Origin of the sequence: Streptomyces odontomachi (assembly GCF_024435355.1) — a bacterium.
Lineage (GTDB): Bacteria > Actinomycetota > Actinomycetes > Streptomycetales > Streptomycetaceae > Streptomyces > Streptomyces odontomachi.
On the sequence record NZ_JAMJWG010000025.1, the window covers coordinates 71,489 to 96,135 of the forward strand.

The window sequence follows — 24,647 nt, forward strand, 5'->3', positions numbered from 1 at the left end:
CGGTGAACGGACGCCTGGCAGCGCTGGCCTGACGTCACGTCAAGAGAGGAACGCCATGCCCCCACGGACGATGCCGACGGAACGGCAGAAGCGACTGGGTAGCGAGTTGCGACGTATCCGCACAGCGGCGGGCATGTCAGCGGAGTTTGCGGCGGGTCTGTTGGGCGTTGACCGCAGCAAGATTTCCAACATGGAGTCGGGCATCCGAGGCATTAACGCCGACCGTCTGCGCACCCTCGCCTGCAATTGCGATCTGACGGACGAGGAGTACGTAGAGGCGCTCATCGAGATGGCTCAACCGAGCACGGGCTGGTGGGAGCGCTATCGGGGCAGCCTGCCCCACGGGCTACTGGACATCGCAGAGACGGAAGCCCACGCCAAGCGGATTCGCGGCGCCAACACTGTGCATGTGCCTGGGCTGCTCCAGACACCGGAACACGCCATGGCCATTTTCCGGGCCGCGGTTCCTTCGTTGCCCGAGCATGAGGTTGCCCTGCGGATGGCGCTTCGCTCCGAGCGTCAGCAGGTGATCACTGGCGACAAGGCCATCCCGTACGTGGCCGTCGTCCACGAAGCAGCTCTGCGCATGGAATTCGGCGGCTCCGTCGTCGCCCTTGCCCAGTTGGAGTACCTGATTGAAATCTCGGAGCGGGAGAACGTGACGGTGCTCGTGTTGCCCTTCAAACGCGGAGCCTTCCCCGGAGCTGGACAAACGCTGGTTTACACGGAGGGGGCTACACCCCAACTCGATACAGTGCAGGTGGACAGCTCCCACGGGCCGGCCTTCCTGCATGCCGAAGCGCAGTTGGCGAAATACAGGGCACAACTCGATCTGTTGGAAAAGCTGTCCCTGCCCCCGGAGCAGTCCCGTGACTTCATCCGGGAGATCGCACGCCAACCGTGAGGAATAGCCCCATGTCCGAGATCACTTGGGAAGCCCCCTTCTGCGCCGAGGGAAGCTCCTGCTTCCGCCTGGGCACCGACACCGAAGGCAACGCCTACATAGCCGTCTCCGGAGCGGAGGACCACTACATCACCGACTCCACCGAAGCCCTCCGCACCCTCATCACCGACATCAAAGCCGGCAAAGCCGACCACCTGCTGTAGCAGCCGTCACCCAGGCGTGGGCCGGGCGTCCACGCCTCACCCTGCCCGGCAGTCGCAACGGCTGCGGCTGCCGGGCGTGGCTACACAACCTGCCACTATTCAAGAATCGGCCAGAGGTAGACCATGCCCACGATGCAACCCGTGGCCGACACGGCGATCCAGTACAGGGAAAAGGTGTTGAGAGGCACCTTTTCCCAAGGCTTCTGCTCCTGTTCCAGGATGTCGGCCGCAACCCTCTTCGCGACCGGCGCCAGCATGATGACGAACATCAGCAGGGCGCAACTGTAGAAGTACAGGGTGTGCGAGACGGAGTAGCCCTTTATCGCGGCGTTGGGCAGCAGGAAGATCCAGCCGGCGACCGGGGCGAAGAGCATGCTCCGCTTCGCCTTCGGGGTCGGCATGCACCAGCGCATCGCGACCATGTAGATGATGGTGGAGACAGCAGCGATGAGTATCCAGTCGTCTGTACTCACATGCGAAGGCATGCTCACGGGACTCTCCTAAACCGTGCCGACACGGACCGGGCGCGGCGGGGCCAGGATCACGAACCGTCCCGCAGTTCGCGCAGGCGCTCGCCGGTGAAGTGGATGTCGTCGAAGGTGACGAGACAGCCGTCACCGGTCGGGGACTGCGCCTCGAAGCCGATGGAGACGGGCCTGGACATGTCGTCGATGGTGAAGAAGCGGATCAGCCGCCAGGTCCTGCCGTCGAGGGAGGCATGGTAGGCGAAGGCGTGATCGATCCGGGAGACACGCAACCACACGGTCCGGCCGTCGACGACGAAGGCGTTGGCGTCGTCCGCGACACCGCGGGCGACCACGGAGACGATCATGGGTTCGCCGTCGGGGGAGTACTCGAAGCAGAGTTTGCCCCAGCGGCGGTCATCGACCCACAAGAGCAGCACGCCGGCGTCATAGGTGGAGGCGAACTCGACCGTGACACGCGCGCTGAACTGGAAGTCACCGTCCGGCGGGACACCGAGCAGGGTCGCGGCGTTGAGCATGGACTCGGCATTGAGCTGGGTGCCCGCACCCGGGTCGATGAAGATATCGCTGCGAGCGGCCGCCGCGGCCTTCACCGTTGCGGTCGCCTCCTCGACGGTCCACGCCTCGTCGGACGACGGCGAGAGAGCGAAGGGAAGCCCCGGCACGGTCCAGGCACTGGTCATATCGTCTCCTTCTGGATCTGATCACTGGCCCATCCACGACACGAACGCCACTGGCACCGTGACCGGACGGTTCGCGGACGGACCTGCCGCCCGAGCAGTGCGAGGCAACCATCGTCTCCTGCTGCTTCCTGCGCTCCCCCGCCTGCCCGCCGTTCAGGTGGGCGGCTCCTCCAGTACGAGCCCCAACGCGGCTGCGAGGTCGATCGTTCTGCGCGGTGTGGGGCACTGCCTGGCCAGGCTGGTCCCGTCGAGTCGGCCGGCAAGGGCTTGGAAGAGGATCTTCGCGGCGGGGTGCCGGCGCAGTTCGTCCCTGGTGAGTTCGTCGGCGACTCGATGCGCCGTGGTGACCAGGGTGGGGAACGTCGACTGGAGGCCCGCGGCCCACACCTGGAGCCTCTCCAGCCACCTGCGTGCGTCCGTGTCGGGTGCGCAGGAGAACCGCTCCGTCGCCTGACCCAGCTCCACCCAGCTGGCGTCACGCCAGGGCCTGGTCTTCAGGACGGGCAACTGCCAGCGGCGCTTGGTGGCCGCCCAGTGGTCCGCGTGCGCTCTCACCGAGTGGACCGTGCGGTCCGGAAGGCACAGCGCGGTCAGGTTCCAGCCATGGCATGCGCCGGTGTCCAGGCCGAAGATCCTGCCGTCGCGGGTCATCGGCTCCCGGCCGGTCACGTGATGACCGAACACGACCGGCTTGGCATCGGTGTAGTGGTCGTACCAGTGGCCGTCCGGGAACAGCGTCGCGAGCTCTCGTTCACCCTTCGTCGAGCCGCAGAGGACTTCCTCCCTCTGGTCGGCCAACGGAATGCCGGGCCGCAGTGCGGCGTGGACGACACGGACGTGCTCGTTCTCGAAGTAGTACGGCAGCGTCCGCATCCAGTCGACCGATTCGGCGTAGTCGTCGCCCAATTGCAGGCGGGTGATCTCCTGCGCGTAGGAGAAGACCCCGCGTACGTGCTTCCGCTCGTGGTTGCCCATGACCACGACGGAGTTCGGGCGTTCGCGGAAGAACCGGACCACCTCACCGGGTGCCGGCCCGCGGTCGACCAGATCGCCCACGCTGACCAGCAGGTCGTCCGGTCGGATGGCGACTTCCTCCAGCAGTTCCACGAGTTCGTCGAAGCAACCGTGGATATCACCGACGATGATCACGCGCCGCATGCCGGCGATCCTAGGGAGGCATCGGTTCGGCGTACAAAGGAATTTCGCGCGGCGCCCGACCGCCGGGACGGCACCCAGAGGGCAATCCGCGTCCTCGAGAAGGCGTCGACACAGCCGTCACCGGAGCCCTGCCGGGTGTCCAGGCATAAGGTACTTTGCGGAATGTGCATGGTGTTGGGGGTGGCCGGTGAGCAAGAGACACGTGCGCGCGATGTTGCGCAAGATCGCGAGTGGCGAGCGGGTGAGGATCACCAAGCGGACGGGCTCGGTCCGGAGCCTTGCGCGACTCGCTTTCGTCGCCGAGCAGTTCGGTTACGCGTACGCCGACGCAGGGCTCGGCGGATTCAAGTCCGCGGAGCTCGTGCTGGAGCTCGTGCCCGACCCCCGGCCCGAGGCGCAGGCGCGCGCCACGCGGAACCGGGCGTCGTACCCGAACGCGGGCGACGGGGTCTCGCTGCCGCCCCCCGTAGCTGAGGAGATCGCGCTGCTCGAGGCCCGCATCTCCTTCGACCTCGCCAGCCAGTTCACTCCGAAGCAGCGAGTGGCGCTCGGGGTTCCCCTCATGACCGCCTTGGCGGCGGCCCCCTGCATCCGGTTCGGCGTACACAGCACGGTCGCCCTGGTCGCGGGCCTCCTCTGGGCCGTCTTCATGGCCTGCGTGCCCATCGGACTCGCACACACCCGGCGCAAACGCGCCAGGTACGCCGCCGTGTTGGAGGCCGCGGGCCTCACACCGGTCACCGACATGCTCGGACGGTTGCGGTACGTCTCGCCGGGCGACCGGCGGCCCGTCCTGGGCAACCCCTCCGCCTGAGAAGGCCGCGGTGTACGGGCCGGCATGAAAGCACGGCGCGGGTCCCCTCGTCGGCCAGGCACGGCCATGAAAGGCCATGAACGGCCCGGAGGAAAATCCGGTGTCATGAGTTCCCGCCAGCGCCGACAATGACCGCATGACTGACGCCGCCGCGACCGGCGCCGCCGCGGTCGCCGACCGCACGCCCCGGCTCGCGGTCCTCACCGGGGCGGGGATCTCCGCCCCGTCCGGGCTGCCCGTCTACCGCGGCGGCAGCGGGATGTGGGACCGCGACCCGAAGATCGCGGAGCTCACCACCGCGTCCCGCTGGCACGGCAGGGCCCGGCAGGCATGGGACCACTGGAACGAGCTTCGCCGTGGCGCGTCCACCGCCCGCCCCAACCCGGCGCACGAGGCGCTGGCCGCCGCCGAAGCCCACTTCGACGTGCACATCGCCACCCAGAACGTCGACGGGCTGCACACCCGGGCCGGGTCCACGAACGTCACCGAACTCCACGGCAACGTGCTCCGCAGCCGTTGCTCCAGAAGGGCGTGCCACGCCCGGCACGGTGCCTGGCCCGACGAGGAGATCCACGAGAAGACCGTGCCCACATGCCCGCACTGCGGGCGCACGGCCCGCCCTGACGTCGTCCTCTTCGGCGAGCCGCTGCTCTCCAGGAAGATGCGTGCCTCGATCGACGCGGCGCGCCGCGCCGACGTGTGGATCGCCGTCGGCACGTCCGGGACGGTGTTCCCCGCCGCCGGGCTCATCGAGTACTGCCGCACCGGCGCGGTCCGGGTGCTCGTCAACGCCCAGCCGTGGGCCGACGACGCGGCCACGTTCGAACGTGAAGTGCTCGGTGACGCCGCCGACGTTCTGGGAGACGTGCTCGCCGAACTGCACGCGGCTGCCGTGGGGTCGGCCAAGGTGGCATCGGGCATGTAGGACCGCCTGGCACCGCGTTGGACCGGGTAGCGCCGAGTTGGACCGAGTTGGACCCCACAGGACCCTGGGGAGGGGCATCCGGATGCGGTGGATGGACACGTTGGTGCAGGAGGCCGAGGCGTGGCTGCCTGCTCCCGTGATGACCTACTTCCGGCAGGGCGCCGGGGCCGGCCTGTCGGCCGCGGAAGCCGAGGCGCACTGGGACGCGCTGCGTCTGCTGCCGCATGTGTTGCGGGACGTCAGTGACGTCTCCACCCGGACCGCGGTGCTCGGCACGTCGGTCGACACGCCCGTCCTCGTCGCCCCCACCACCCTGCAACGTCAGGCCCATGAGGAGGGCGAGGCGGCCATGGTGCGCGGTGCCGCCGACGCGGGGTCGTTGGTGTGCGTCTCCAGCAACGCCGGGACGCCGTTCGGGGCGCTGGCGGGCTCCGGGCCCTGGTGGGTGCAGGCCTACGTGCTGCGGGACAGGCAGCTGACCCTGGAGATGCTGGGCCGCGCACGGCAGGCCGGGGCAAGGGCCGTGGTGCTGACCGCTGACACCCCCGTCGTCGGGGAGAAGTACGGCAACGGGCCGAGCGTGTGGGAGACCGTTCCCGACGACCATCTGATGGCCAACGTCGCCTGGCGGGGGGTGGAGGACACGCAGCTGGAGAAGGCGGCCGACCTGACGCCCGCCACCATCGACTGGCTGCGTACCGCCACCGGCCTCCCCGTGGTCGTCAAGGGTGTGCTGCGCGCGGACGACGCACGGGAGTGCGTGGCCGCGGGCGCCTCGGCGGTCTGGGTCTCCAACCACGGCGGCCGGCAGCTGGACGGCGCGGTCGCGACGGCCCGGGCCCTGCGACCGGTCGCCGACGCCCTGGCGGGCACCGGCGCCGAACTCTACGTCGACGGCGGCATCCGCACCGGACGGCACGCGCTCGTCGCCCTCGCGCTGGGGGCCACGGCGGTGTTCGTCGGACGGCCGACGCTGTGGGCGCTGGCCGTCGACGGCGCCGCGGGGGTGACACGGCTGCTCACCGAGCTCACCGCGGAGCTGGCCCACGCCATGGCCCTGGCGGGCGCACCGGACGTCGCCTCCGTCACCCGCGATCTCGTCCACGACGCAAGCCCGACGCGCCACAGGTCATAGGCGTCACGCGCCGTCCGCGCCCGCCTCCGCCTCCACGTCCACCTCCAAGGCCTCGCGGATGTCGTCCGCCTGGGGAGTGTGCGGAGGCCAGCTCGCCACCAGGCGTTCGAGGAGGGGCGATGGGTGTCGAGGTGGGCGGTGAGGACGAGGGCGCCCGCCGTCTGGAGCTCGGTCGGGTTCCCCGTTGAAACGGGGCGGCCAGGTCGTGACCGGCATGAAGTCGTCGATCACGAGCGTGCCGCCGGGGATGAGGAGGCGGGCGGGGTCCGCGGTGCCGTCGCCCTTGGCCTGGCCTCCGCCGTCCAGCACGAGGAGGTCGTACGGGCCGCCCTCCTCGACGCGCTGCCAGTCGCCGTGGCGGACCTCGACGTGGGGGTGGTCCCGGAAGAGGTCCGTGGCGATGCGGGCGCGTTCCGGGTCCCGTTCGACACTGACCAGGCGGGTGCCCGATGGGGCGCCGGACGCCAGCCAGGCCAGGCCGACGCCACAGCCCTACCGGTCTCGGCGATGCCGTGGGGTGCACCGGCGGCCAGCAGTTGGAGGAGGCGGCCCTGCTCGGGCCGGCAGGAGTGGGCGAAACCGTGCGTGCGTGCCGCGTCGACGGCCCGCTGGACCAGCGGGGCAGTGCGGGCAACGCGCTGCCGTCCCGGTGCCGGTGCCGGTGCCGGTAGGAGTCAGTTCCGTTCAGCGCCGTTTCCGGCATTGTTCCTGCCCCGCGTCCCGTTGCGGCAACGGTGGCAGAACCGGCTCCGGCCCCCGGCACGCGACGGATAAAGTAGCCGAATGCCAAATCGGGGGAAGAACAAGCTCAAGCTCACCATAGCCCTGGCCGTCACCGCGTTGGCACTCACCGGCTTCGCGCCGGAGCGCGGCGGGCACGGCGGGCACAGCGGCCACAGCAGCCACGGCGGAGGCGGGGGCGGCGGGTGCAGCAGCTCGCACTCGGATCATGACAGTTCGTCGTCGAGCAACGACTACGACGGCAGCTCGTCATCGGGGTCGGCGTACGGCGACGACGACACCTACACGGACGACGACGACACGTACGGCAGCAGCACCAGCGGTGGCTCGTACAACCGGTACCCCACCCACCACTCCACCAGCTCGCCCACCGGCAGCAGCACCGACGACCTGAAGGACGCCAAGGTCAGGCTGGTGAGCTGTGCGAGCGAGTCGAAGCCGTACGCGACCGTCCAGGTCACCAACGACAACGAGCGGAAGGGCCACTTCCAGGTGTCCGTCACCTTCCTGGACGCCGACGGCTCCGTCGTCAGCAACACCACCGAGCAGGTGGACGTATCCGGCAAGGGCAAGAAGACCAGCAAGATCGAGCTGGCCTACCCCGGCGACGCGGACTCCGTCGACCACTGCGACGTCGTCCCGACCGCCACCCCCTACCAGTAGGGCCACACCCGAGGGCCCCCGCCGTCCGGGGCTCGGTCGGGCTTTCGGTTCGGGACCCCTCCCCGGCATCGCTTGCCACGCTGGTCCACGGAGTCCCGCGGCAGTGCACGCCGCACCGCATCCGACGAAACCGGCAGGGGTCGGCGGGGCGTCCTCGGTCAGGGAGCACGGCGGCACCACCGTGGACGGCCACCGACGCAGGGTCGGGCTGAATCAGGGGGAAGAAGGACTTGCCTCAGGCACCGCAGCACGCACTACAGAGCGCGTCGCAGAACACACCACGCCACGCGCCGCAGCGCGGGCTGCTCACCAAGGACGTCCTCGCCACGCAACTGAACAAGCTGGCCGACGAACCCAGGATCACCCCGCGCGCCGCCGAACTGCGCGCCCTCGCCCATGACTTGCAGCACGGCACGCATCTCGACCAGTGGGCCGAAGTCGACCTGGTGCACTCGTTCGTGCGCCCGGAGAGCCTCGCCCCGGCGTCGTCCGGTGGCGGCGCCGGTCGGCTGCGGGCCCTCGTCGACTACCTGCGCACCACGGGACCCCGGAACCGCTCGTTCACCGGGATCGTCCGCTGGCTGCGCGACGGGCTGCGGCAGCAACCGGTGCGGGACGGGGCGCTGGAGGCCATGATGGGCGTCCTGGTGTTCATCCCGCTGCTGGTGACCTGGATCGGGCTGCGCGAGGCGGTCGGCGCGTACGGCGAGCTGAGCAAGGTCGACCGGAAGGAAGCGGCGCGGCCCTTCCTCCAGTTGTGGCAGTCCGGGTTCGGCGGGCACCTGTCGCCCATCGGGCGGTTCGAGAACGTCGCCCTGGCCACCGTCGTGTTCATCACGCTGCTGGTCCTGCTCGCCATCTGGCAGGCGCGCGCCCGGGCCCGCGCCGAACGGCAGGAGACCGAGCGCCACGAGGCCGACGAGCACCTGCTCGGCAGCCTGGCCGCCCTGCTCACGCAGGCGCAGTTCGCGCTGGTGCCGCACCGTGCCGCCGGGCCGCAGCAGTTCGCCCGTGAGCTGACCGGCGCGGCCAAGCGGCTGGGGTCGCTCGCCGCCCAGGCCGAGGCCAGCCACAAGGCGCTGACGACCACCGGCACCCTCATCAAGCAGGCCACCGACGACCTCCAGGCCGCCGCCCGTGGACTGACCGCCGAGATCCCGAAGATCGGCGGGGTGGCGAGCCGGCTGGAGACCGTGGTGCGCTCCGGCCAGGAGGCGATCGTCCGGGCCGGCAAGGAGAACACCGCGGCGGCCGACGGCATCGCCGAGCGGATCAAGGCGGCCGGTGCCACGGTCGAGTCGGCGCTGGGCACCCTGGCCACCGCCCAGCAGGCCCTCGTCGCGAAGTCGGAGACCGTCGCGCAGGCCAGCGAGCGTGCCTCCCAGGCGCTGCTGGCCAGCACGGCGCGTACGAACGAGGCCGTCGACGGCATGCGGGACGCCACCGAACGCTGGGACGCGGTGGCCGCACACTGGCAGGACGCCGCCGCCCGGCTCGACTCCGGCATCCGCACGCTCACCGGAAGCCGCAACGGCCTGCACGGCGGCGACGACGCGGGCACGCCGGCCTTCGACGCGCCGGCCGACGGCTACGGTCACCACGGCACGCCCGCCGACGGTGACGACCACCAACGCACCCCCGCGGACGCTTACGGCCAGCCCGGCACTCCCGCCGCCAACGCACCCACCGTCGACTACGGCCACTACCGCGCGCCAGCCGGCGTCGACAGCGGGTACGGCTACGGCTACGATCGCGCGCCCGGCGCCGACCCCGACCACCCGGTGACCAGCCCGAACGGCGCCGGGTCCGGCCATGCCGGCACGCCCGCACCCGCACCGGCACCCGCGCCCGCATCGGCACCCGCACCCGCACCCGCACCCGCACCCACGTCAGCACCTGCGCACGCCCCGGCGCCCGGGACCCCGCAGGTGCCGGCGCACGGACCCGGCTTCGGGCACGTTCCGCCCGGCTCGGGTCCCGGGACGACGGTGCCGCTGCTGCCGGACCCGGGCACCCCGCAGCCCGACCCGTCTCCGCCCCAGCCCAGCCAGCCACCCACCGTTCCCGGCAGCGGCAGCGGCACCGGCACTGACGGGACCCAGCCGTGACCCGGCGCCGGGGCCGGCTGGGCCCCGTCGCGCTGGCCGGTTGGCTCTTCGCCGATCTGCTGCTGGTGCTGGCCGTGGTCACCCTGGCCGACCGGCCCGACCCGCTGGCCGCCAAGCCGCGTGCGTCGGCCAGTCCGTCCGCGTCGCCGTCCCCGTCGCCCTCGCCGTCGAAGAAGCCGCAAGGACCGCGCTCGCTCGACCGTAAACGCCAGTCGTTCGAGGTCAAGGGCAACAACGACAAGTCGCTGGTCTCCCAGATCCGCAAGGCCACGGCCAAGTGGGACGGGAAGGAGGCGGCGCTCGTGCAGACCTTCGGCGGCGGCCAGGGCGGTACGCACTACGCGCACCACGTCAACTCTCTGCTCAACAAGGCACGGTCCGGCATGTTCCCGCGCAAGGCGGCCACCGACGACTTCCTCAAGCTGGGGAGAACGCCCTCCACAGCCGAGGTGTGGGTCTACTTCTACACCACCTGACCACGACCCGACCGCGCCCCGACGCCGCCCGGTTCCGCCCCGCCCGCACCCACGGACACGATCGGGCGCGACCCACCCGATGCGCGACCCACCGACCGAGAGGACCGACGAACGTGACGGTGACGCAGTGGCGACCAGGGCTGCGGGGGACGGATCCCGGCCTCCGGCCGCCGCTGCCCGGCCTGCCGCGTTTCCCCGGCGTGCGGGGCTTCATCGAACTGCACGACGCCATCCTGCGGCTGGGTTTCCGGCACGCCGTCGACCTGCTGCGCGCCGCCCCGGCCGAACCGAGACCGGCCGCCGCCCACACCGCCGCCTTCCCCCAGTCCACCTCCGACGACGGCTTCCGGATCCTGGACGGGCTCTGGATCCCCGGCCGGGGCAACCTGTGGCGCCGGGTGGACCTGGCCTACGTACGCGGCTGCCGGGCGCGTTGGAAGACCGACGGCGACGCCTCGCGCGCCACGGCCGCTTCGGACGCGGTGGGCGTCCTGGAGAGGGTGCTGCACGGGGATCCGATGGGGCTGCGGCGGATCGTGCTGTGGCAGCTCGGCCGTCTCCTCACGGACGGCGGCGACGGGCCCACCGCCGCTGCGGCCACCGCCCTCGGCGTGCACGGCAACGAGGCCGAGGCGCTCGCGGCCGCCGTCGCGGCCGGTTTCCCCTCGCGCGACTCGGCACGCCGCCGGGCCGCCGAGACGATCAGCGAGATCTGGCCGGGCGACCGGCCGTACGGCGTCCTGGAGGTGGCCCGGGACCTCGACCCGGCCGACGACCACGTCCTGGCCGCCCTCCTCACCGCCGTACAGGCCCGGTGCGCCCGCGTGGAGCACCTGATCGCGCAGGCCGGACGGCTTGACCGGACGGGCGAGCCGCACGCCCGGACCGCCGCGTGGTTCCGCATCCTGCGGCTGGCCACCGACAGCGCCGACGCGCTGGCCGGACTGCTCGGCGCCGCCACCGCCGTCGCAGACGACCCGAAGACCCCGCCCGAGGCGATCGTGCGCGCCGACCCCGGTACCCGCACCATCCGCCTCGCCTGGTCCCCGGCGCACCGTCACACCGCCGACGTGACGTACCGGGTGGTGCGTTTCCCCGACGGCATGCCGGAACGGGCCGTCGAGGTACGCGGTCCCGACACCGCGACCACCGCGCAGGACACGGACGTTCCCCTGGGCGAGCCGCTGCGGTACGCCGTCATCCCGCTGTACCGGTGCCGCGGCGCCGGGGTGCCGCGTACCACGGCGACCCCGCTGCTGATCGCCCCGGACGTGACGCAGGCGGGTGCGGAGCCGGTGCCGGACGGGCTGCGGCTGCGCTGGCGGGCGAACCCGGCCGCTGTCGAGATCCGGGCGGTGCGCACCCGCCGGGACCGGGTCGCCGCCGGGGTGTCCGTCGAGTGCGGCCCGACCGGACTCGTCGACCGGCCGCTGCCCCCGGGCACGTACGACTACCGCATCACCTGCGGCTACCGCGGCCGGGACGACCGGCTGGTGTGGTCCACCGGTGAGCACGTGACCGGCACGGCCGTGGTCTGGCCCTCCCCCGTCGACTCGCTCACCGTGCACGGCGCCGGCCCCGGCGTCCCCCTGAGCGTCAGCTGGGGCGAACCGGAGCGCGGCCATGCCCGGGTGGTGTCCTGGCCCACCCCGGTGACCCCCGGCACCGACGTGTCGGACCGGCTCTCCCAACTCACCGCCGCCCCGGCCGCCACGGCACCGGCCGGCGTCACCGTGGCGACGGCCGGCGCCGACCGGGACGTGGACCACGCGGCGCCGAACGGAACGGCCTCGGACGGCACGACCCCGAACGACACGACCACGACCACGACCACGACCACGGACACGGACGCGGACGCGGACACGGACCACGCGATCCCGAACGGGACCGTCCCGAACGACACCGTCCCGAACGGCACGGCCTCACACAGCGCGCCGGGGGCATCGGCGCCCACCGACCCGCTCCCCGTCACCCTGGTGCCGCCGCTGCGGGGCAGGACCCGGGTGACCGCCGTCAGCGTGCTCGGGGACCGGGCGGTCGCCGGGTCGAGCGTGGTCGTCGAACACCCGGGTGCCGTCGAGGAACTGACGGCCGTCCGGGTGGGCGCGGACCGAGCCGAGATACGGTTCCGCTGGCCGGAGCCGGCCGTGCTGGTGCTGCTGGCGTGGGACCAGGCCGACGCGGGCCACCGGGAGCAGCGCCTGGCGCGCAGCCGTCACCTCGCCGCCGGGGTGGCCACGATCCCGGTGACCCGGGAGGCGTGCCAGGTCACCGTCGCCCCGCTGCCCCGCCCCGACGCGGTGGTGGTGGCCGCCGCACCCGCCCGGACGACGCTCCCCGCGCTCCCCGCGCCGGACCCGTGGGGCGCTTCAGGGGGGTTGGCGCAGCACTCCAACGCCCTGCCGTGGACGTGGGCGTGGGCGCGGTGGCGTAGCTGGTGGCGAACGCTGCGGCAGCCGTCCCCGTGAGCCGATTTTGCGTTGCGCCGACGGGGCGGTTGCCCGAACGTTGGTGCCATGGAGCAGACTCCGACGTTCGACGACATCGTGGCCGCACGGGAACTCCTGGCCGGCCGCCTGCCCGCCACCCCGATGTGGTCGTATCCCGCGCTCGACGCGGTAATCGGCGCGACCGTCCACGTGAAGCACGAGAACGTGCAACCGGTGGGTGCGTTCAAGGTGCGCGGTGGGCTCACCCTGCTGTCCGGGATGCCACCGGAGCAGCGCGCCCGCGGCCTGGTCACCTACTCGACCGGCAACCACGCGCAGTCGATGGCGTACGCCTGCACCGCGTGGGGCGTGCCGTGCACGGTGGTGATGCCGACGGCCGTCAGCGCGACGAAGGTACGGGCGGCACGGTCGCTCGGGGCCACGGTGGTGCTGCACGGGGACGACCTGGGCGGTTCGCAGGAGCGGGCCGAGAAGCTGGCGGCGGACGAGGACCGGCTCCTGGTGAGCCCGGGTGACACGCCGGCGCTGCTGGCCGGTGTCGGCACGGCGTACCTGGAGGTCTTCGAGGCCCGACCCGACCTCGACGCGGTGGTGGTACCCATCGGCAGCGGCACCGGAGCCGCCGCCGCCTGCCTGGTCGCGGCAGAGCTCGCCCCGAACTGCCGGGTGATCGGGGTGCAGTCGGCCGAGGCGCCGGCCGCGCATGACTCCTGGCGGGCCGGCACCTGCGTGCAGCGCCCCAACCGCACGGTCGTGGAGGGCCTGGCCACCGGACGGGGATTCGCCCTGCCGCAAGGCGTCCTGCGTACCGGACTGGCCGACTTCCACCTGGTCTCCGACGCCGAGATCGCCACGGCCCAGCGGCTGCTCGCCAGCCATGCACACACCCTCGCCGAAGGCGCCGGGGCGGCGGCGCTCGCCGCCGTGCTGGCCCACGCGGAGGAGTTCGCGGGCCAGCGCATTGCCGTGATGTGCTCGGGCGGTAACGCGTCTGCGGCGGAAATCGCCGCGCTCGCGGACGCGCCACCGGCCGGTGGCCCGGCCCCGACCGAAACAGCCCCTCCGGGACGGTGACGACCCGACGGTCTCGTCGTGGCTGATCGCGCAGTTCCCCGCGCCCCTATTAGGTGGGCCCGGGCCCCCGAACGGCGCCACAGGCGCCCACTTAAGGGGCGCGGGGAACTGCGCGAACAACCCCCACCAGCCGGTGGCCCGGCCCCGACCGAAACAGCCCCTCCGGGACGGTGACGACCCGACGGTCTCGTCGTGGCTGATCGCGCAGTTCCCCGCGCCCCTATTAGGTGGGCCGGAGCCCCCGAACGGCGCCACAGGCGCCTGCTAGGGGGCGCGGGGAACTGCGCGAACAACCCCCACCGGCCGGTGGTCGCGCCCACGCGGCGGAGCCGCAAATCAACACAGCCCCGCGCCCCTTACCGGGCGCACCCGCGGCGGAGCCGCATTCACCCCCGCACGTTGCCCTCCGCGCCGCCGCCGAACTCCAGTAGCAGGCCGGCCCGCAGGCCCGCCGTGCGACCGGGCGGCACGTTCTGGACGGTCCCGTCGTTCTGCCGGACCGTCCAGGTGTCACCGTCGGTGCGGTTGGTGAGGCCGTAGCGGCCCGGCCTGGTGGGGTGGGCGGTCACCTCGGCGACGACCGCCGAGAAGTCGTGGCGTTCCGGGTCGTCGATCAGGTGGTGGGCGTACAGGCGGGTGCCGGGGGCGAGCCGGACGGTGCGGTGGCTGCGCAGCGCGCCCGTGCCCGTCACGATCTCCAGGGACGGCGGCTGCCGCAGCTGGGTGCCGCACTTGGGGTGCCAGCACTGCGGCAGTGCGCCGTCCGGCTGGGTGAGGTTCTGCCGGCCGCAGGACTGGCAGACCACGATCGCGTCCAGCACCCGGCCCAGCGCATTGCGCCACTGGGTCTCGCGCACCCGGCGCGAGGGGTTCGCCAGGCCCTCGGTGAAGGTCTTCACGAAGAGGTCCTTGAGGATCTGCGGCAGCACCTTCCAGGAGGCGATCACCACCCGGTGGTCGTCCGGGTCGGGGCGGTTGCGGGTGTCGTTCGGGTCGTAGACGAACACCGGGTCGGTGCCGTACAGCTGCGCCTTGGCCTCCGGGCCCTTGCAGTGGATGCGGTACTCGGCGGCACCGTCCAGCGGGTGGCCGGTCATCAGCAGCATGAACAGCAGCACGGCCAGCGAGTGCAGGTCGCTCTGGATGCCGGGCCGCACGCCCGCGTCACCGCGTACCAGCTCGGGCGCCATGAAGTCCAGGGTGCCGGCGACCCCCGCGTCCTCCCCCTCCACCACCGCGTTGTCGTTGTCGCAGATCAGCACGGAGCCGGTGGCCGGGTCGAAGAAGACGTTGCCCCAGTTGATGTCGCGGTAGGCGATGCCGCGTGAGTGCAGGGTGCGGTAGGCCTCGACGGTGTGCAGGGCGGCCGTGAGCAGCGAGCGGACGGTCACGCCGGCCACCGCCGGGTCCCTCCGGAACAGTGCCGGCAGGTCGTGGAAGCGTGCGGGACGCACGTCCATCAGGTAGCCGAAGCCGGGATGGTGGCCCGACGGGTCCACCACGGTGGTCTGCGGCCACAGGAAGCGGTCGTCCGCCCAGCCGCGTTCGATGAGCCCTTGCAGGATCTCGTGCTGCCGTGCCGTGGCGAGCTGCGGGAAGTACCACTTCAGGGCGCGGTCGCCGTGCGGCGTGCTGACCCGGTAGACCTCACCCTGGCCGCCCGAGCCGAACAGCTCCGCGACCTTGATGCTGTCGCCGGACTCGGTCACCAGCTTCTGGCCGGCTGCGAGCATGCCGTTCACCGTGCTGTTCCCCTCTGTCTGGGCTGTCCGGGCCGACGTTGCCATCCGGCCCGGCCGACCCGTCTGATCGATGCAGACGGGGTCCGTGGAACCCGTCGCGTCCTTGTCGTCCGTGCGGAGTCCGGCCCCCGGTCGCCCGGCCGGGAAGACCCCGACCAGGGTGGTGTCGTCACCGGAGTAGCCGGCCGCGCGCTTCAGCCAGTCCGCCAGTTGTTCCTGAACGGTGCCGATGCCCTGCTCGACGACCCTGGTTCGGACTCCGGTTGCGAAGTCCAGGAACTTGTGGTGGTCGGCGAAGCTCTTGGACAGTCCGTCGGTGGAGAGCAGCACCGCCGGCGGCGCACCGCCCGGGAGCGGCCGCCAGAACAACCGGGCCTTGCGCCAGGCGTCCTCCTCGCAGAGGGAGTCCGTCTCGTCTCCGAACTCCGGTCCGGTGAAGAAGGGCGTGTGCGGTGCGCCGCTGTCGTCGACGAGCACCACGTCCCCGTCGCCGAGCTGCCAGCACACCAGCAGGTGCTCGGTGACGACCGCGCCGACGAGGGTGCTTCCGTACGCCGTCAGGTCGACCACGGAGTCGGCGGCGGGCGGCATGCTCAAGACGGACGGGCCGGCCGGGAGGGCGGGTGGGCCCGGCGCGGGCGGTGCGGTGGGGAACGGGCTGCCGTACGGGTTGCCGTGCGCCGGAGAGTTGGCGTCGTGCAGCAGGACCCGGGCGCGCCAGCGGTGCACCACCCAGTGGGGCAGCCGGCGGGCCAGCGCGAGGAGTCCGGGCCAGCGCGCCGCGTCCCCGCCGTGCCGCAGCACCTCGCGCCCGAACGCCTCGGCGCACACGGTGAACTCCTCGACGGCCCAGCTGGCGCCGAGGTCGCTGCGGAAATGCGGAGCCGACCCGTGGCCGTCGGCGACCGCGAGGACGACGGCGGGTCCGCCGTCCAGCGGGAGCAGCCGGGCCACCGAGCTGTCCTGGCTGTGCTTCTTCGCCACCCCCTTGACCGCCCCGCTGAGCAGCTCCCAGCCGGCGGTCGTCCTCCCCCGGTCGCTCACCAGACGAGGTCGCCGCCGTCGTCGGGGGTGTCCTTGACCAGGTCCACGGGCGGGTTCATGCCCTTGTCGCCGCCGCCCTTCGGGGTGGACGCGTTCTTCACCACGGCCGTCGACATCCAGCGGATCGCCTTCGCCAGCTGCTTGGGGTTGCGCGCCTGGAGCGGATCCAGCTCCGGGTTGGCGAGGAACTCCTTCAGCATGCTCTTGTCCGCGTCCTCCCCGATGGCCACCGCCACCCGGACCGCACGCTTGCCCCAGGGGGTGCTGTCGATCGCGCGCAGCCCGGCACGCCAGTCGTCGGTGGGCTGCCCGTCGGAGACCAGGGCCAGCACCGGCGGCAGGGCGCGCTGCGGCATCGGCGGGGTCTGGAGGGCGTCCGCCGCCAGCCGGAAGGCGGCGCCCATGTCCGTGACCCCGTAGGTGTGCACGTCCTCCCAGGTGAACTCCTGGACGCGGGTCTCCTTCTTGATGTGCCAGCTGGCTCCGGTGGCGAAGGAGATGGCCCGGACCAGCAGCGAGGCCGCGGGGTTGGACTCCGCGGCCTCCTGCATCTCGGGGATGGCCTCCCGGATCGCGAAGTTCAGCTCACCGATCTTGCCGTTCACTCCCATGGAGCCCGAGCAGTCGAGCATCCAGATGAAGTGCACGGGGCGGCTGGCCATGGCCCCCTCGCCGCCAGGGATGTCGAATGGTGTGGTCTTGTCCGTCACGCCGGTCCTTCCCCCGATACCGGGCCGATCGATTGGCGGGCTGATCCGTGCCGGGACTCACCCATGGTCACTGTGGTACACCGCAATGCGGTACCGGGCAGTTCCCGATTGCCGACAACCAGTGTGGGTAAACGGGTCAACTCGCCTGGTTCCTAGCTTAATTGGCAGTACGTCCGTACACTCCGCCGGCCGGCGAAATCCGCGTGCCTTTCCGTGGCCCTTTCCGGTCACACTGCATCGTCCTCATGAACTCCGGGAGGGGTCCCGGGTGGGTGGGATCACCGGGGGCGGCCGGTGCGGGCTCGTCGGTCATTGGACGGTGATGGGCGGTCATGGACGATCGTGGACGATCGTGGGCGGTCATGGGCGGTCATGGGCGGTCACTGCGGGCCCAGGGACCGTAGCCAGTGTTCCCAGGTCCCCGGGGGGTGGTCTCCGCGGCGGCGCAGGTGACGGGCCACCTCCGCCAGTCCCCGGTGGTCCATCCGCAGCACGGCACGGCCGAGCACCTCCGTCAGCAGCCGCCGGGAGGTCCGGCGCCACTCGTCCTTGGCGTCCGCACTGTCGTAGTGCCATACGCAGAACAGCGCGGCGACCGACTCCGGCCGAGTGGCCAGCAGGTCCGTGCCGGGACCGGCGGGGTACTCCTGCAACACCGCGGAGCCGTAGCTGCGGGCCACGTCGGAGTGGAAGGCGGCGAGGAACGCGGGTACCGGTCGGGTGCTCAGGTCGGTCGGCGGGGTACGCGCCAGGCCGATGGCGAGCAGCGCCACCACGCCCTCCCACAAGGGGCCCTCGCAGCGCATGTGGCGGGCGTCCGTCATCATCCACACCAGGTTGTTGATCCGCTCCAGGGTCGCGACCACGGGGACCCGGCCCTGCTCCAGGTCCCGGACGAGCACCAGCAGTTCGGCGGTGTTCCGCTGCTGGGGGGTCAGCCAGGCCTGGTAGCGCAGCATCTCGCGTGCGTAGTCCAGCAGTTCGAGGTCGACCCGCACCATCGGGTCGGCGAGTAGGTCGGCGACGAGCCGCCCCAATCCCGCGGCGACGAACCGGCGGGGCGGGCAGACCCGGATGACCTCGGGGAGGTCGGCGCGGGCGGGGCGGCCGTCCTGCCACACCAGCGCGCACACCGTCTCCAGGGTCCGCGGATCGGCGAGCGGGCCGTCCGGGAACGCCTCGACCAGCCGGACGAACAGCCCCGCGCCGCGCGGGCCCTCCGGGTCCGCGGCCCAGCGTGCCGCGGCCAGCGCGAGCCGGACGGTGAGCGGTGCGGTGTCGAAGTCGAGGTCGGCGGTGAGCCGCCGGCCTTCGGGCGAGGCGGCGAAGCGCCGTAGGGCGTGCACGTTCCGACCCGAGCCGTCGGCGGCCAGCCGCTCCAGGACCCGGCGGGTCAGTCCGGGGTGAGCGAGTCGCTCCAGGAGCGCGGCGGCGTCGGCGCAGTCCCGCTCCCCCGGGTGCAGCAGCGCCCAGGACAGCCTGGCCACCGCGTCCGCCACGGCGTGCCCCGTGCCGCCGCCGAGGGTCAGGACGAGGTGCAGCGGGCCGGCCCAGGCGGCGAACGGGCCCGGCAACCGGCGCCGCAGCTCCGCCTCGGCCGAGACCGCGACCTCGCCCCTGAGCACCCGTCTCGCCTCGCCGGTCAGCGGCAGCTCGTCGAGCAGGTCGGGGCGGCGGACGTCCGGGCCGTGCCGCTGGGCCGCGGTCAGCCAGACCCGGGCCAGCGCGAGGGCCAGCGGCTCGATCACGCCGGGCTGGCCCGGCTCGGCCATCTCCTGACAGGTCGTGACCAGCTCGTCGAACCGCTCGCTGTCCAGTTCCACCTGGCGTGCGGCGTCCGCCAGCACCGCGACCGTGCCGCGCAGCGCCTCCCCGCTCAGGTCGGCCAGCGCGCCCGCGGACGCGACCTCCAGGAGCTGCGGTGCCAGCCGGTCCGGCGCGAACGCGTCGACGCCCGGGGCGGCCGCCGCGGACGGCGGGTAGGCCGGTCTGCGGCCCGCGACCCAGAGCCGGGCCACGACGTCCGCCCACGGGTCGGGCAGCGGGGGGCTGTCGGGGCCGCCGGTGCCGTCGTGCACGCGGTACCGGTGGGCCTGGTCGGGGCCGCGGTCGAAGGGGGTGTCGGGGCCGATCCCCAGGATCTGCTGCGGCGCGCGGTGCGGATCCATGGTCCGGGTGGTGAAGGTGAGGGCGCGGCCGTGCTCCTCGGGCAGCGCGGCGCAGGCCAGGGCGATCCAGTGGGCCACCGTCTCGGGTTCGTCCTCGATCAGGACGATCTGGCGCCCGGCCGGGTTCGCGAACAGCCGGCGCACGTCGGCGAGGAAGGGGGCGACGCGGGGCGCGTGCTCGCGTGCGAACTCCGCCAGGAGCTCGTGGGTGAAGCGCCCACCGGGCCCGGGCAGGTCGGCGGCTGCGTCTGCGGCGTCCTCGTCGGCCCGGTCGGCCCGTTCGGCCCGCTTGGCCCGGTTGGCCTCGAAGTGCTCCCACGCGGGTGAGCACCAGGTGTCGATCGGCCAGAAGTGCTGGCGCTCCGCCGCGCCGGCGGACAGGTAGACCGCTTCGATGCCCACCTCGGGTGAGGTGTCCTGGGTACGCGCCGCACAGAGCAGGGTGCCGCCGCCGGGCAGCCGGCTACAGCTCAGCGCGGCGGTACGCTCCCGCGCGCCACGCCGGGCCCACCGTCCGCGACGGCGCTCCGGCGCACCGTCGTGCACCATGCCGCGGTGGGTGAGCGTGATGGCCCGTTCCATCCAGTCGAACGGCAGGTCTCCGGGGTCGGACTCGGACCCGGTGCCCGGGTCGGGCTGCAACCGGAGGTCTCCGGTGGCCGATTCCGGGGCGAGGCGGTAACTGAGGCGGCGGATGACCATGCCCCATTCTGACCGCCGCCTGCCGGGAGGGGGCCCGATTCCCTGCATTCCGGCGCCGAGCGGGCGCATTCCGCTGCCGAGCGGGCGCATTCCGCTGCCGAGCGGGCGCATTCCGCTGCCGAGCGGGGGCATTCCGCTGCCGAGCGGTGCTTCTCGGCCCCGCCGACCCTTCCCGGCGCCCGCCCACACCTGTGCCACGGTCGACCACCCCGACCACCCCAACCGCCCCACCGATTACTGAAGTTCGCCTGCCGGGCTGGTCGTTTCCCGGTAGCGTAGAAAGCGCTTACCGGGGCGGTGTTCCAGACTGGAGGCACAGCATGGCAGGACGAGGCATCGGGCTGGTGGCACTGGCCGCCCTGGTGACGGCGGCGTTGACGTCGGGGGCGGCGGCTGACGCCGCCGGTCCGACCGTCGCGTTTCCCGGCGCGGTCGGGTTCGGCAGCGGCGCCACCGGAGGCCAGGGCGGCTCCGAGTACCACGTGACCAACCTGAACGACTCCGGTTCGGGGTCGTTCAGGGACGCCGTGAGCAGCGGGCACCGGACGATCGTGTTCGACGTGAGCGGGTACATCCGGGTGTCGAGTCCGGTGAGCGTGGCAAGCGATCTCACCATCGACGGCACCACGGCACCCGGCAACGGCGTCGGGATCATGGCCGGCGAGGTGTCGTTCGCCGGCTCCGGCAACGACATCGTGCGCAACTTCCGGTTCCGCGAGGGCGACCTGGACCCGGACGAGAAGAAGAGCGCGGTGAACCTGTACAACGCCAGCAACATGATCTTCGATCATGTCTCGATCGAGTTCGGGCAGTGGAACAACATCGACGCCGTCGGCGCCAAGAACATCACGGTGCAGGACTCGATCATCGCCGACCCGATCGGGCAGCAGTTCGGCGCCCACACCGAGGGCGACTCGTTCACCTGGTACCGCAACGTGTGGGCCAACGACCACAACCGCAATCCGCTGGCAAAGGCCAACACCCAGTTCATCAACAACGTGGTGTACAACTACCAGGCCGGCTACACGGCGGGTAACTCCAGCGGCCACTTCCTGCACGACGTGATCGGCAATTACTTCATCGCAGGACCGCGGACCACCTCGGCGTCGAACGCCTACTACCAGATGGGCAACCAATCCATCTACAACAGCGGCAACCTGCTGGACAGCTCGCTCGACGGCCAGCTGAACGGCAGCTCGCTGGCGGTACGCGCCGGTGGCACGGAGCTGGGCTCCCCCTGGTCGAGCAGCACGTCCGGCATCTCCGCCAGCAGCGCGGCCGACGCCTACGACTCCCTCGTCTCGGGTGCCGGGGCACAGCCTCGCGACCAGGTGGACACCCTGGTGATCGGCGACGTCAAGTCACTCGGCAAGACCGGGCAACTGTGGGCGCACCAGACGGACACCGGGCTCGGCAACAGCGGGTACGGCAACCTCTGACCCTTGCCCACGCGTGTCCACGTGTTCCCCGTGCTCCGGAGGCCGACCCGACGGGCCTCCGGAGCACGGCTGCCGGCAGCGGACCTCCGGAGCACGGGGGACCGCTGCCGCCGCCCGGTCCGGGCGTCAGGTGGCGGTGATGGAGAAGACCACCCGAATGCCCGTCGTGCTGTTGATGCGTTCGTTGATGCCCCACAGGCGGTGTGCGGACGGTGCGTAGCCGAGGTTCTCGGTCAGGACCGGGGACGTCGTGTAGACGTGCGGGGCCTGGTTCGGCTCGGCCCGGTGGATGCAGGAGTAGTCGATCGAGTCGCCGGAGCCGCCGCCCACGCCGGAGGGGCAGTCCCCGGCGAGGTACCAGTAGGTTCCGTCGGTGGCGGCGCCCTGCATGTGCCAGATGGGCGAGGTGTAGCCGACGGTGGCGTGGCTGGTGCCGACGCCGGAGGTGTCGGACGTCGAGGGGAGCGTCGTGGCGGCGTCCAGCGGCCAGCGGATCACGCGTCCACCGGCCGCGTTCGAGGCGTAGTACTCGGCGGAGACCAGACCGTCCTGGCCCGACCTGTCCAGGCTCAGCGAGTTGAGGCAGGGCGCCGTCCCGGTCACCGGGGTGCAGGCGGTGCCGTCGGACGCGGTGGTGCGGTAGCGGCCGATCATCGGCAGGGCGTAGTTGCTCCAGCGGGCCGACGAGACACCGCCCGAGATGCCCACCATCTCCTGGTTCGACGTCACCTTCCAGATGTGGCGCAGGTCGTAGACCTGGAGCCAGCGCCCGTTCGCGACGAAGACCCGGTTGCCGTACCAGACGACGCCGTCGGCGTGCGTGCCGGCGGCGGCCCGGAAGTTGCCGCCGGCACTCTGGTCGCCGGTGGGCTCGACCAGCAGCATGTGGTTGTAGGTGATCGCGCCGTTGTCCGCGTTGACCAGCGTCAGCCGGGCGAACGCGTTGCTCTGCGGGTTGCTGCCGCCCAGGTCCTGGTCGAAGTGCCAGGAGGCCAGGTAGGCGGTGTGCGAGGTGGTCTGGTTGTCCCACTTCCCGTTGGGCTGTGCGTCGTAGGAACCGGTGATGCCCTGGGGCGTCCAGCCGCCGTCCGGTGTGTAGGAGTTGGAGGTGTCGTCGGCCTTGTCCCAGCAGAAGCCGGTCGGGGACAGGCTCGACGAGAGCCCGGTCCCGTGGCACAGCCCCGTCGACCCGGTGCGGCCGCCCGACGCCAGCACCTGGTTGGCGTCCATCACGTGCACCGCACCGCCCGCCTCGACCGCGTCGATCGCGGCGCCGTAGCCGGTGAAGGAGGTGCCGGGGTCCAAGGTGAACTGGTTGACGGTCGCCGTGTCGATGGCCGCGAACGGTGTCGCCGCCTGCGCCGTCCCGCCGCCTGCGACCGCTGCACCGACGATCAGCAGACCCGCCGCGACGAGGGTGCGGACGCGCATCCCGATTTGTGTCATGGACATGAGAGTACGCAGAGCATGCCGGGGTGGCAGCGTCTTCGCCGCCCTTCGCGGCGCGGCCACGGTTCTGGACGGTGTCCGGAAGGCGCCGGTTGCGCCGTGCGGGGCGGCAGGCACCGGTGCGGGGTGGGAGGGGCGCGTGGCAGGGTGCCAAGTGACATCCGATCCTGCCGCCGTCCTGCCGCCGTCCCGCCGCCGTCCCGCGTCCGACCTTGCCTTCGTCCCTGTCCCCTGTCCCCTGTTCCTGTCTCCGCCCCCCGTCTCCGCCCCCGTCCCCGTCCCCGTCCCAGGAGCACACATGTCGCCTCTCGCCGAGGAACTGGCCGCGTGGGCCGTGGCCCTCGACCCGTCACCGGACGACCTCGCGCTTGCCGACCGGGCCCTTCAGGACACCGTGGCCGTCGCACTCGCCGCCCGTGACCACCCCATGGCCCGGCTCGGGGCCGAACTGCCTGAGGCGGCGCGCTGGGCCGCGGTCGGCCACGTCCTGGACTTCGACGACCTGCACCTGCCGTCGACCGCCCACATCAGCGTCGTCTGCGTGCCCGCGGTACTCGCCAGCGGCGGCGGCGCCCGGGAATACCTGGCCGCAGCGGGCGTGATGGCCCGCCTCGGCACGGCGCTGGGCTGGCGGCACTACACCCAGGGCTGGCACGCCACCTGCACCTCGGGCGCACCGGCCGCCGCGGTGGGCGCCGGGCTCTGCCTCGGTCTGGACGCGGCGGGACTGGCACGGGCCGTCGCGCTCGCGCTACCCGCGGCAGGTGGGGTGCAGCGTGCCTTCGGCACCGACGCCAAGTCGCTCCAGGTCGGCTTCGCCGCCGCGGCGGGCGTGCGGGCCGCCCGGCTGGCCGCCGCGGGCGCCGGCTCCGACCCGGCCGCGCTCGACGCGTGGCTGCCGCTGGTGGGCGGCGATCCGGCCGCGCTGGGCGCCGGCGTCTGGGACCCCTCGGGGCCCGCCGTGCCGGACGGCCTCGCCACGAAGATCTTCCCGTGCTGCTACGCGATGCAGCGGCCCATCGGCGCGGTGCGCGCCCTGCTCGCCGGTGCGGCCGTGGCACCCGAGCGGGTCCGCCGGATCGTCGTGCGCACGCCCCCGGCCGCCGTGCACCCGCTGATCCACGACCGTCCGCAGACCGGCCTCCAGGGCAAGTTCAGCCTGCCGTACGCGATCGCCGCCGCGCTGCTCGACGGGCATCCCGGCTTCGCCTCCTTCACCGACGCGCAGGTGCGCCGGCCCCTCGCGCTGTCGCTGGTCGAACGGGTCGAGACGGTGCTGACCGGGGACGGTTCCGGGCTGCTCACCGGTGAGACGGTCGTCGACATCACCACGGACGACGGCGCCGTGCACAGCGCCGCGCTCGCGCTGCCGCCCGGCTCGCCCGGGCTGCCGGCCACCGGCGAGGAGTTCGACGCGAAGCTTGCGGACTGCGGGGGCGATGTGGTCGGGCTGGTGGCCGGGATCGGGTGGGAGCGGGCTGCGGGGCTGCTGCGCAAGAGCTTTCCCGGGGATGGCCGGGAGAGCGCATGACCACGTGAACGACCGCGTGACGTCGCCCCCGCGCTCCCTCCTC

At 72.3% G+C, this 24,647-nt stretch carries 20 protein-coding genes; 12 read left to right on the forward strand and 8 right to left on the reverse strand.

Annotated elements, in window-relative coordinates:
* The first annotated feature begins 55 nt into the window (after positions 1–55).
* Both NQO67_RS36380 and NQO67_RS36385 read left to right on the forward strand, forming a co-directional pair.
* Positions 56–904 carry a helix-turn-helix domain-containing protein gene (locus NQO67_RS36380; protein WP_255954730.1) on the forward strand — a complete coding sequence of 283 codons (849 nt, stop codon included), beginning with the start codon at positions 56–58 and terminating at the stop codon, positions 902–904.
* Positions 905–915: 11 nt separating this feature from the next.
* Positions 916–1,107, forward strand: a complete 192-nt coding sequence (locus NQO67_RS36385; RefSeq protein WP_255954731.1) for a hypothetical protein — start codon at positions 916–918, stop codon at positions 1,105–1,107.
* Positions 1,108–1,202: 95 nt separating this feature from the next.
* On the opposite strand, the gene NQO67_RS36390 is transcribed toward NQO67_RS36385, so the two are convergent.
* The 3 genes from NQO67_RS36390 to NQO67_RS36400 all read right to left on the reverse strand — a co-directional run bounded on the left by NQO67_RS36390 (position 1,203) and on the right by NQO67_RS36400 (position 3,433).
* On the reverse strand, positions 1,203–1,592 hold the full coding sequence (locus NQO67_RS36390; RefSeq protein ID WP_255954779.1) for a hypothetical protein: 390 nt from the start codon (positions 1,590–1,592) through the stop codon (positions 1,203–1,205).
* A 56-nt stretch (positions 1,593–1,648) separates the two neighbouring features.
* Positions 1,649–2,275: a DUF1349 domain-containing protein gene (locus tag NQO67_RS36395; RefSeq protein ID WP_255954732.1), complete on the reverse strand. Its 627-nt coding sequence runs from the start codon at positions 2,273–2,275 to the stop codon at positions 1,649–1,651.
* A 153-nt stretch (positions 2,276–2,428) separates the two neighbouring features.
* The gene (locus tag NQO67_RS36400) at positions 2,429–3,433 is read right to left on the reverse strand and encodes a metallophosphoesterase family protein (protein ID WP_255954733.1); all 1,005 of its coding nucleotides are present in this window, start codon (positions 3,431–3,433) and stop codon (positions 2,429–2,431) included.
* 187 nt (positions 3,434–3,620) lie between these two features.
* Between NQO67_RS36400 and NQO67_RS36405 the strand changes: the two genes are divergently transcribed.
* The 3 genes from NQO67_RS36405 (at position 3,621) to NQO67_RS36415 (ending at position 6,307) form a co-directional block, all read left to right on the forward strand.
* Positions 3,621–4,247 carry a hypothetical protein gene (locus tag NQO67_RS36405; protein WP_255954734.1) on the forward strand — a complete coding sequence of 209 codons (627 nt, stop codon included), beginning with the start codon at positions 3,621–3,623 and terminating at the stop codon, positions 4,245–4,247.
* 136 nt (positions 4,248–4,383) lie between these two features.
* Complete coding sequence (locus NQO67_RS36410; protein ID WP_255954735.1) at positions 4,384–5,172, forward strand: SIR2 family NAD-dependent protein deacylase; 789 nt, start codon at positions 4,384–4,386, stop codon at positions 5,170–5,172.
* Between the two features lie 91 nt (positions 5,173–5,263).
* Complete coding sequence (locus NQO67_RS36415) at positions 5,264–6,307, forward strand: alpha-hydroxy acid oxidase (protein ID WP_255954736.1); 1,044 nt, start codon at positions 5,264–5,266, stop codon at positions 6,305–6,307.
* A 3-nt stretch (positions 6,308–6,310) separates the two neighbouring features.
* On the opposite strand, the gene NQO67_RS44905 is transcribed toward NQO67_RS36415, so the two are convergent.
* Complete coding sequence (locus NQO67_RS44905) at positions 6,311–6,784, reverse strand: hypothetical protein (RefSeq protein ID WP_308295732.1); 474 nt, start codon at positions 6,782–6,784, stop codon at positions 6,311–6,313.
* Between the two features lie 306 nt (positions 6,785–7,090).
* Here NQO67_RS44905 and NQO67_RS36425 point away from each other — a divergent pair, with 306 nt between their 5' ends.
* From NQO67_RS36425 to NQO67_RS36445, 5 genes are all read left to right on the forward strand, one after another.
* Positions 7,091–7,711 (forward strand): hypothetical protein, encoded by a 621-nt coding sequence (locus NQO67_RS36425; protein WP_255954737.1) that lies wholly within the window; start codon positions 7,091–7,093, stop codon positions 7,709–7,711.
* A gap of 230 nt (positions 7,712–7,941) precedes the next feature.
* Complete coding sequence (locus NQO67_RS36430) at positions 7,942–9,819, forward strand: hypothetical protein (RefSeq protein WP_255954783.1); 1,878 nt, start codon at positions 7,942–7,944, stop codon at positions 9,817–9,819.
* Positions 9,816–10,295, forward strand: a complete 480-nt coding sequence (locus NQO67_RS36435; RefSeq protein ID WP_255954738.1) for a hypothetical protein — start codon at positions 9,816–9,818, stop codon at positions 10,293–10,295. The genes NQO67_RS36430 and NQO67_RS36435 overlap by 4 nt, the downstream gene beginning before the upstream one ends.
* 113 nt (positions 10,296–10,408) lie before the next feature.
* On the forward strand, positions 10,409–12,763 hold the full coding sequence (locus NQO67_RS36440) for a fibronectin type III domain-containing protein (protein ID WP_255954739.1): 2,355 nt from the start codon (positions 10,409–10,411) through the stop codon (positions 12,761–12,763).
* Between the two features lie 48 nt (positions 12,764–12,811).
* Entirely contained in the window at positions 12,812–13,819 is a 1,008-nt protein-coding gene (locus NQO67_RS36445; RefSeq protein ID WP_255954740.1) for a threonine ammonia-lyase, read from the forward strand.
* A gap of 386 nt (positions 13,820–14,205) precedes the next feature.
* On the opposite strand, the gene NQO67_RS44425 is transcribed toward NQO67_RS36445, so the two are convergent.
* The 3 genes from NQO67_RS44425 to NQO67_RS36465 form a co-directional block, all read right to left on the reverse strand.
* A complete protein-coding gene (locus NQO67_RS44425; protein WP_308295730.1) occupies positions 14,206–16,605 on the reverse strand; it encodes a protein phosphatase 2C domain-containing protein in 2,400 nt (799 codons plus the stop codon).
* Positions 16,602–17,267, reverse strand: a complete 666-nt coding sequence (locus NQO67_RS36460; protein WP_255954781.1) for a vWA domain-containing protein — start codon at positions 17,265–17,267, stop codon at positions 16,602–16,604. The genes NQO67_RS44425 and NQO67_RS36460 overlap by 4 nt, the downstream gene beginning before the upstream one ends.
* Before the next feature lie 428 nt (positions 17,268–17,695).
* The gene (locus NQO67_RS36465) at positions 17,696–20,185 is read right to left on the reverse strand and encodes a GTPase-associated protein 1-related protein (protein ID WP_255954741.1); all 2,490 of its coding nucleotides are present in this window, start codon (positions 20,183–20,185) and stop codon (positions 17,696–17,698) included.
* 320 nt (positions 20,186–20,505) lie between these two features.
* Between NQO67_RS36465 and NQO67_RS36470 the strand changes: the two genes are divergently transcribed.
* Positions 20,506–21,624 (forward strand): hypothetical protein, encoded by a 1,119-nt coding sequence (locus NQO67_RS36470; protein ID WP_255954742.1) that lies wholly within the window; start codon positions 20,506–20,508, stop codon positions 21,622–21,624.
* Between the two features lie 126 nt (positions 21,625–21,750).
* Here NQO67_RS36470 and NQO67_RS36475 read toward each other — a convergent pair whose 3' ends face one another.
* Positions 21,751–23,070, reverse strand: coding sequence for a hypothetical protein (locus NQO67_RS36475; protein ID WP_255954743.1), 1,320 nt, complete (start codon positions 23,068–23,070; stop codon positions 21,751–21,753).
* 301 nt (positions 23,071–23,371) lie between these two features.
* Here NQO67_RS36475 and NQO67_RS36480 point away from each other — a divergent pair, with 301 nt between their 5' ends.
* On the forward strand, positions 23,372–24,604 hold the full coding sequence (locus NQO67_RS36480) for an MmgE/PrpD family protein (RefSeq protein WP_255954744.1): 1,233 nt from the start codon (positions 23,372–23,374) through the stop codon (positions 24,602–24,604).
* The last annotated feature ends 43 nt before the right edge of the window (positions 24,605–24,647 follow it).

Excerpts from the sequence above, each read along its gene's own strand:
- NQO67_RS36460 (WP_255954781.1), bottom strand. The coding sequence starts at position 17,267 with ATGGCCAGCCGCCCCGTGCACTTCATCTGGATGCTCGACTGCTCGGGC.
- NQO67_RS36390 (WP_255954779.1), bottom strand. The coding sequence starts at position 1,592 with ATGCCTTCGCATGTGAGTACAGACGACTGGATACTCATCGCTGCTGTC.
- NQO67_RS36395 (WP_255954732.1), bottom strand. The coding sequence starts at position 2,275 with ATGACCAGTGCCTGGACCGTGCCGGGGCTTCCCTTCGCTCTCTCGCCG.
- NQO67_RS36415 (WP_255954736.1), top strand. The coding sequence starts at position 5,264 with ATGGACACGTTGGTGCAGGAGGCCGAGGCGTGGCTGCCTGCTCCCGTG.
- NQO67_RS36380 (WP_255954730.1), top strand. The coding sequence starts at position 56 with ATGCCCCCACGGACGATGCCGACGGAACGGCAGAAGCGACTGGGTAGC.
- NQO67_RS36410 (WP_255954735.1), top strand. The coding sequence starts at position 4,384 with ATGACTGACGCCGCCGCGACCGGCGCCGCCGCGGTCGCCGACCGCACG.
- NQO67_RS36400 (WP_255954733.1), bottom strand. The coding sequence starts at position 3,433 with ATGCGGCGCGTGATCATCGTCGGTGATATCCACGGTTGCTTCGACGAA.
- NQO67_RS36475 (WP_255954743.1), bottom strand. The coding sequence starts at position 23,070 with ATGACACAAATCGGGATGCGCGTCCGCACCCTCGTCGCGGCGGGTCTG.
- NQO67_RS36425 (WP_255954737.1), top strand. The coding sequence starts at position 7,091 with ATGCCAAATCGGGGGAAGAACAAGCTCAAGCTCACCATAGCCCTGGCC.
- NQO67_RS36465 (WP_255954741.1), bottom strand. The coding sequence starts at position 20,185 with ATGGTCATCCGCCGCCTCAGTTACCGCCTCGCCCCGGAATCGGCCACC.
- NQO67_RS36480 (WP_255954744.1), top strand. The coding sequence starts at position 23,372 with ATGTCGCCTCTCGCCGAGGAACTGGCCGCGTGGGCCGTGGCCCTCGAC.
- NQO67_RS36445 (WP_255954740.1), top strand. The coding sequence starts at position 12,812 with ATGGAGCAGACTCCGACGTTCGACGACATCGTGGCCGCACGGGAACTC.
- NQO67_RS36385 (WP_255954731.1), top strand. The coding sequence starts at position 916 with ATGTCCGAGATCACTTGGGAAGCCCCCTTCTGCGCCGAGGGAAGCTCC.
- NQO67_RS36470 (WP_255954742.1), top strand. The coding sequence starts at position 20,506 with ATGGCAGGACGAGGCATCGGGCTGGTGGCACTGGCCGCCCTGGTGACG.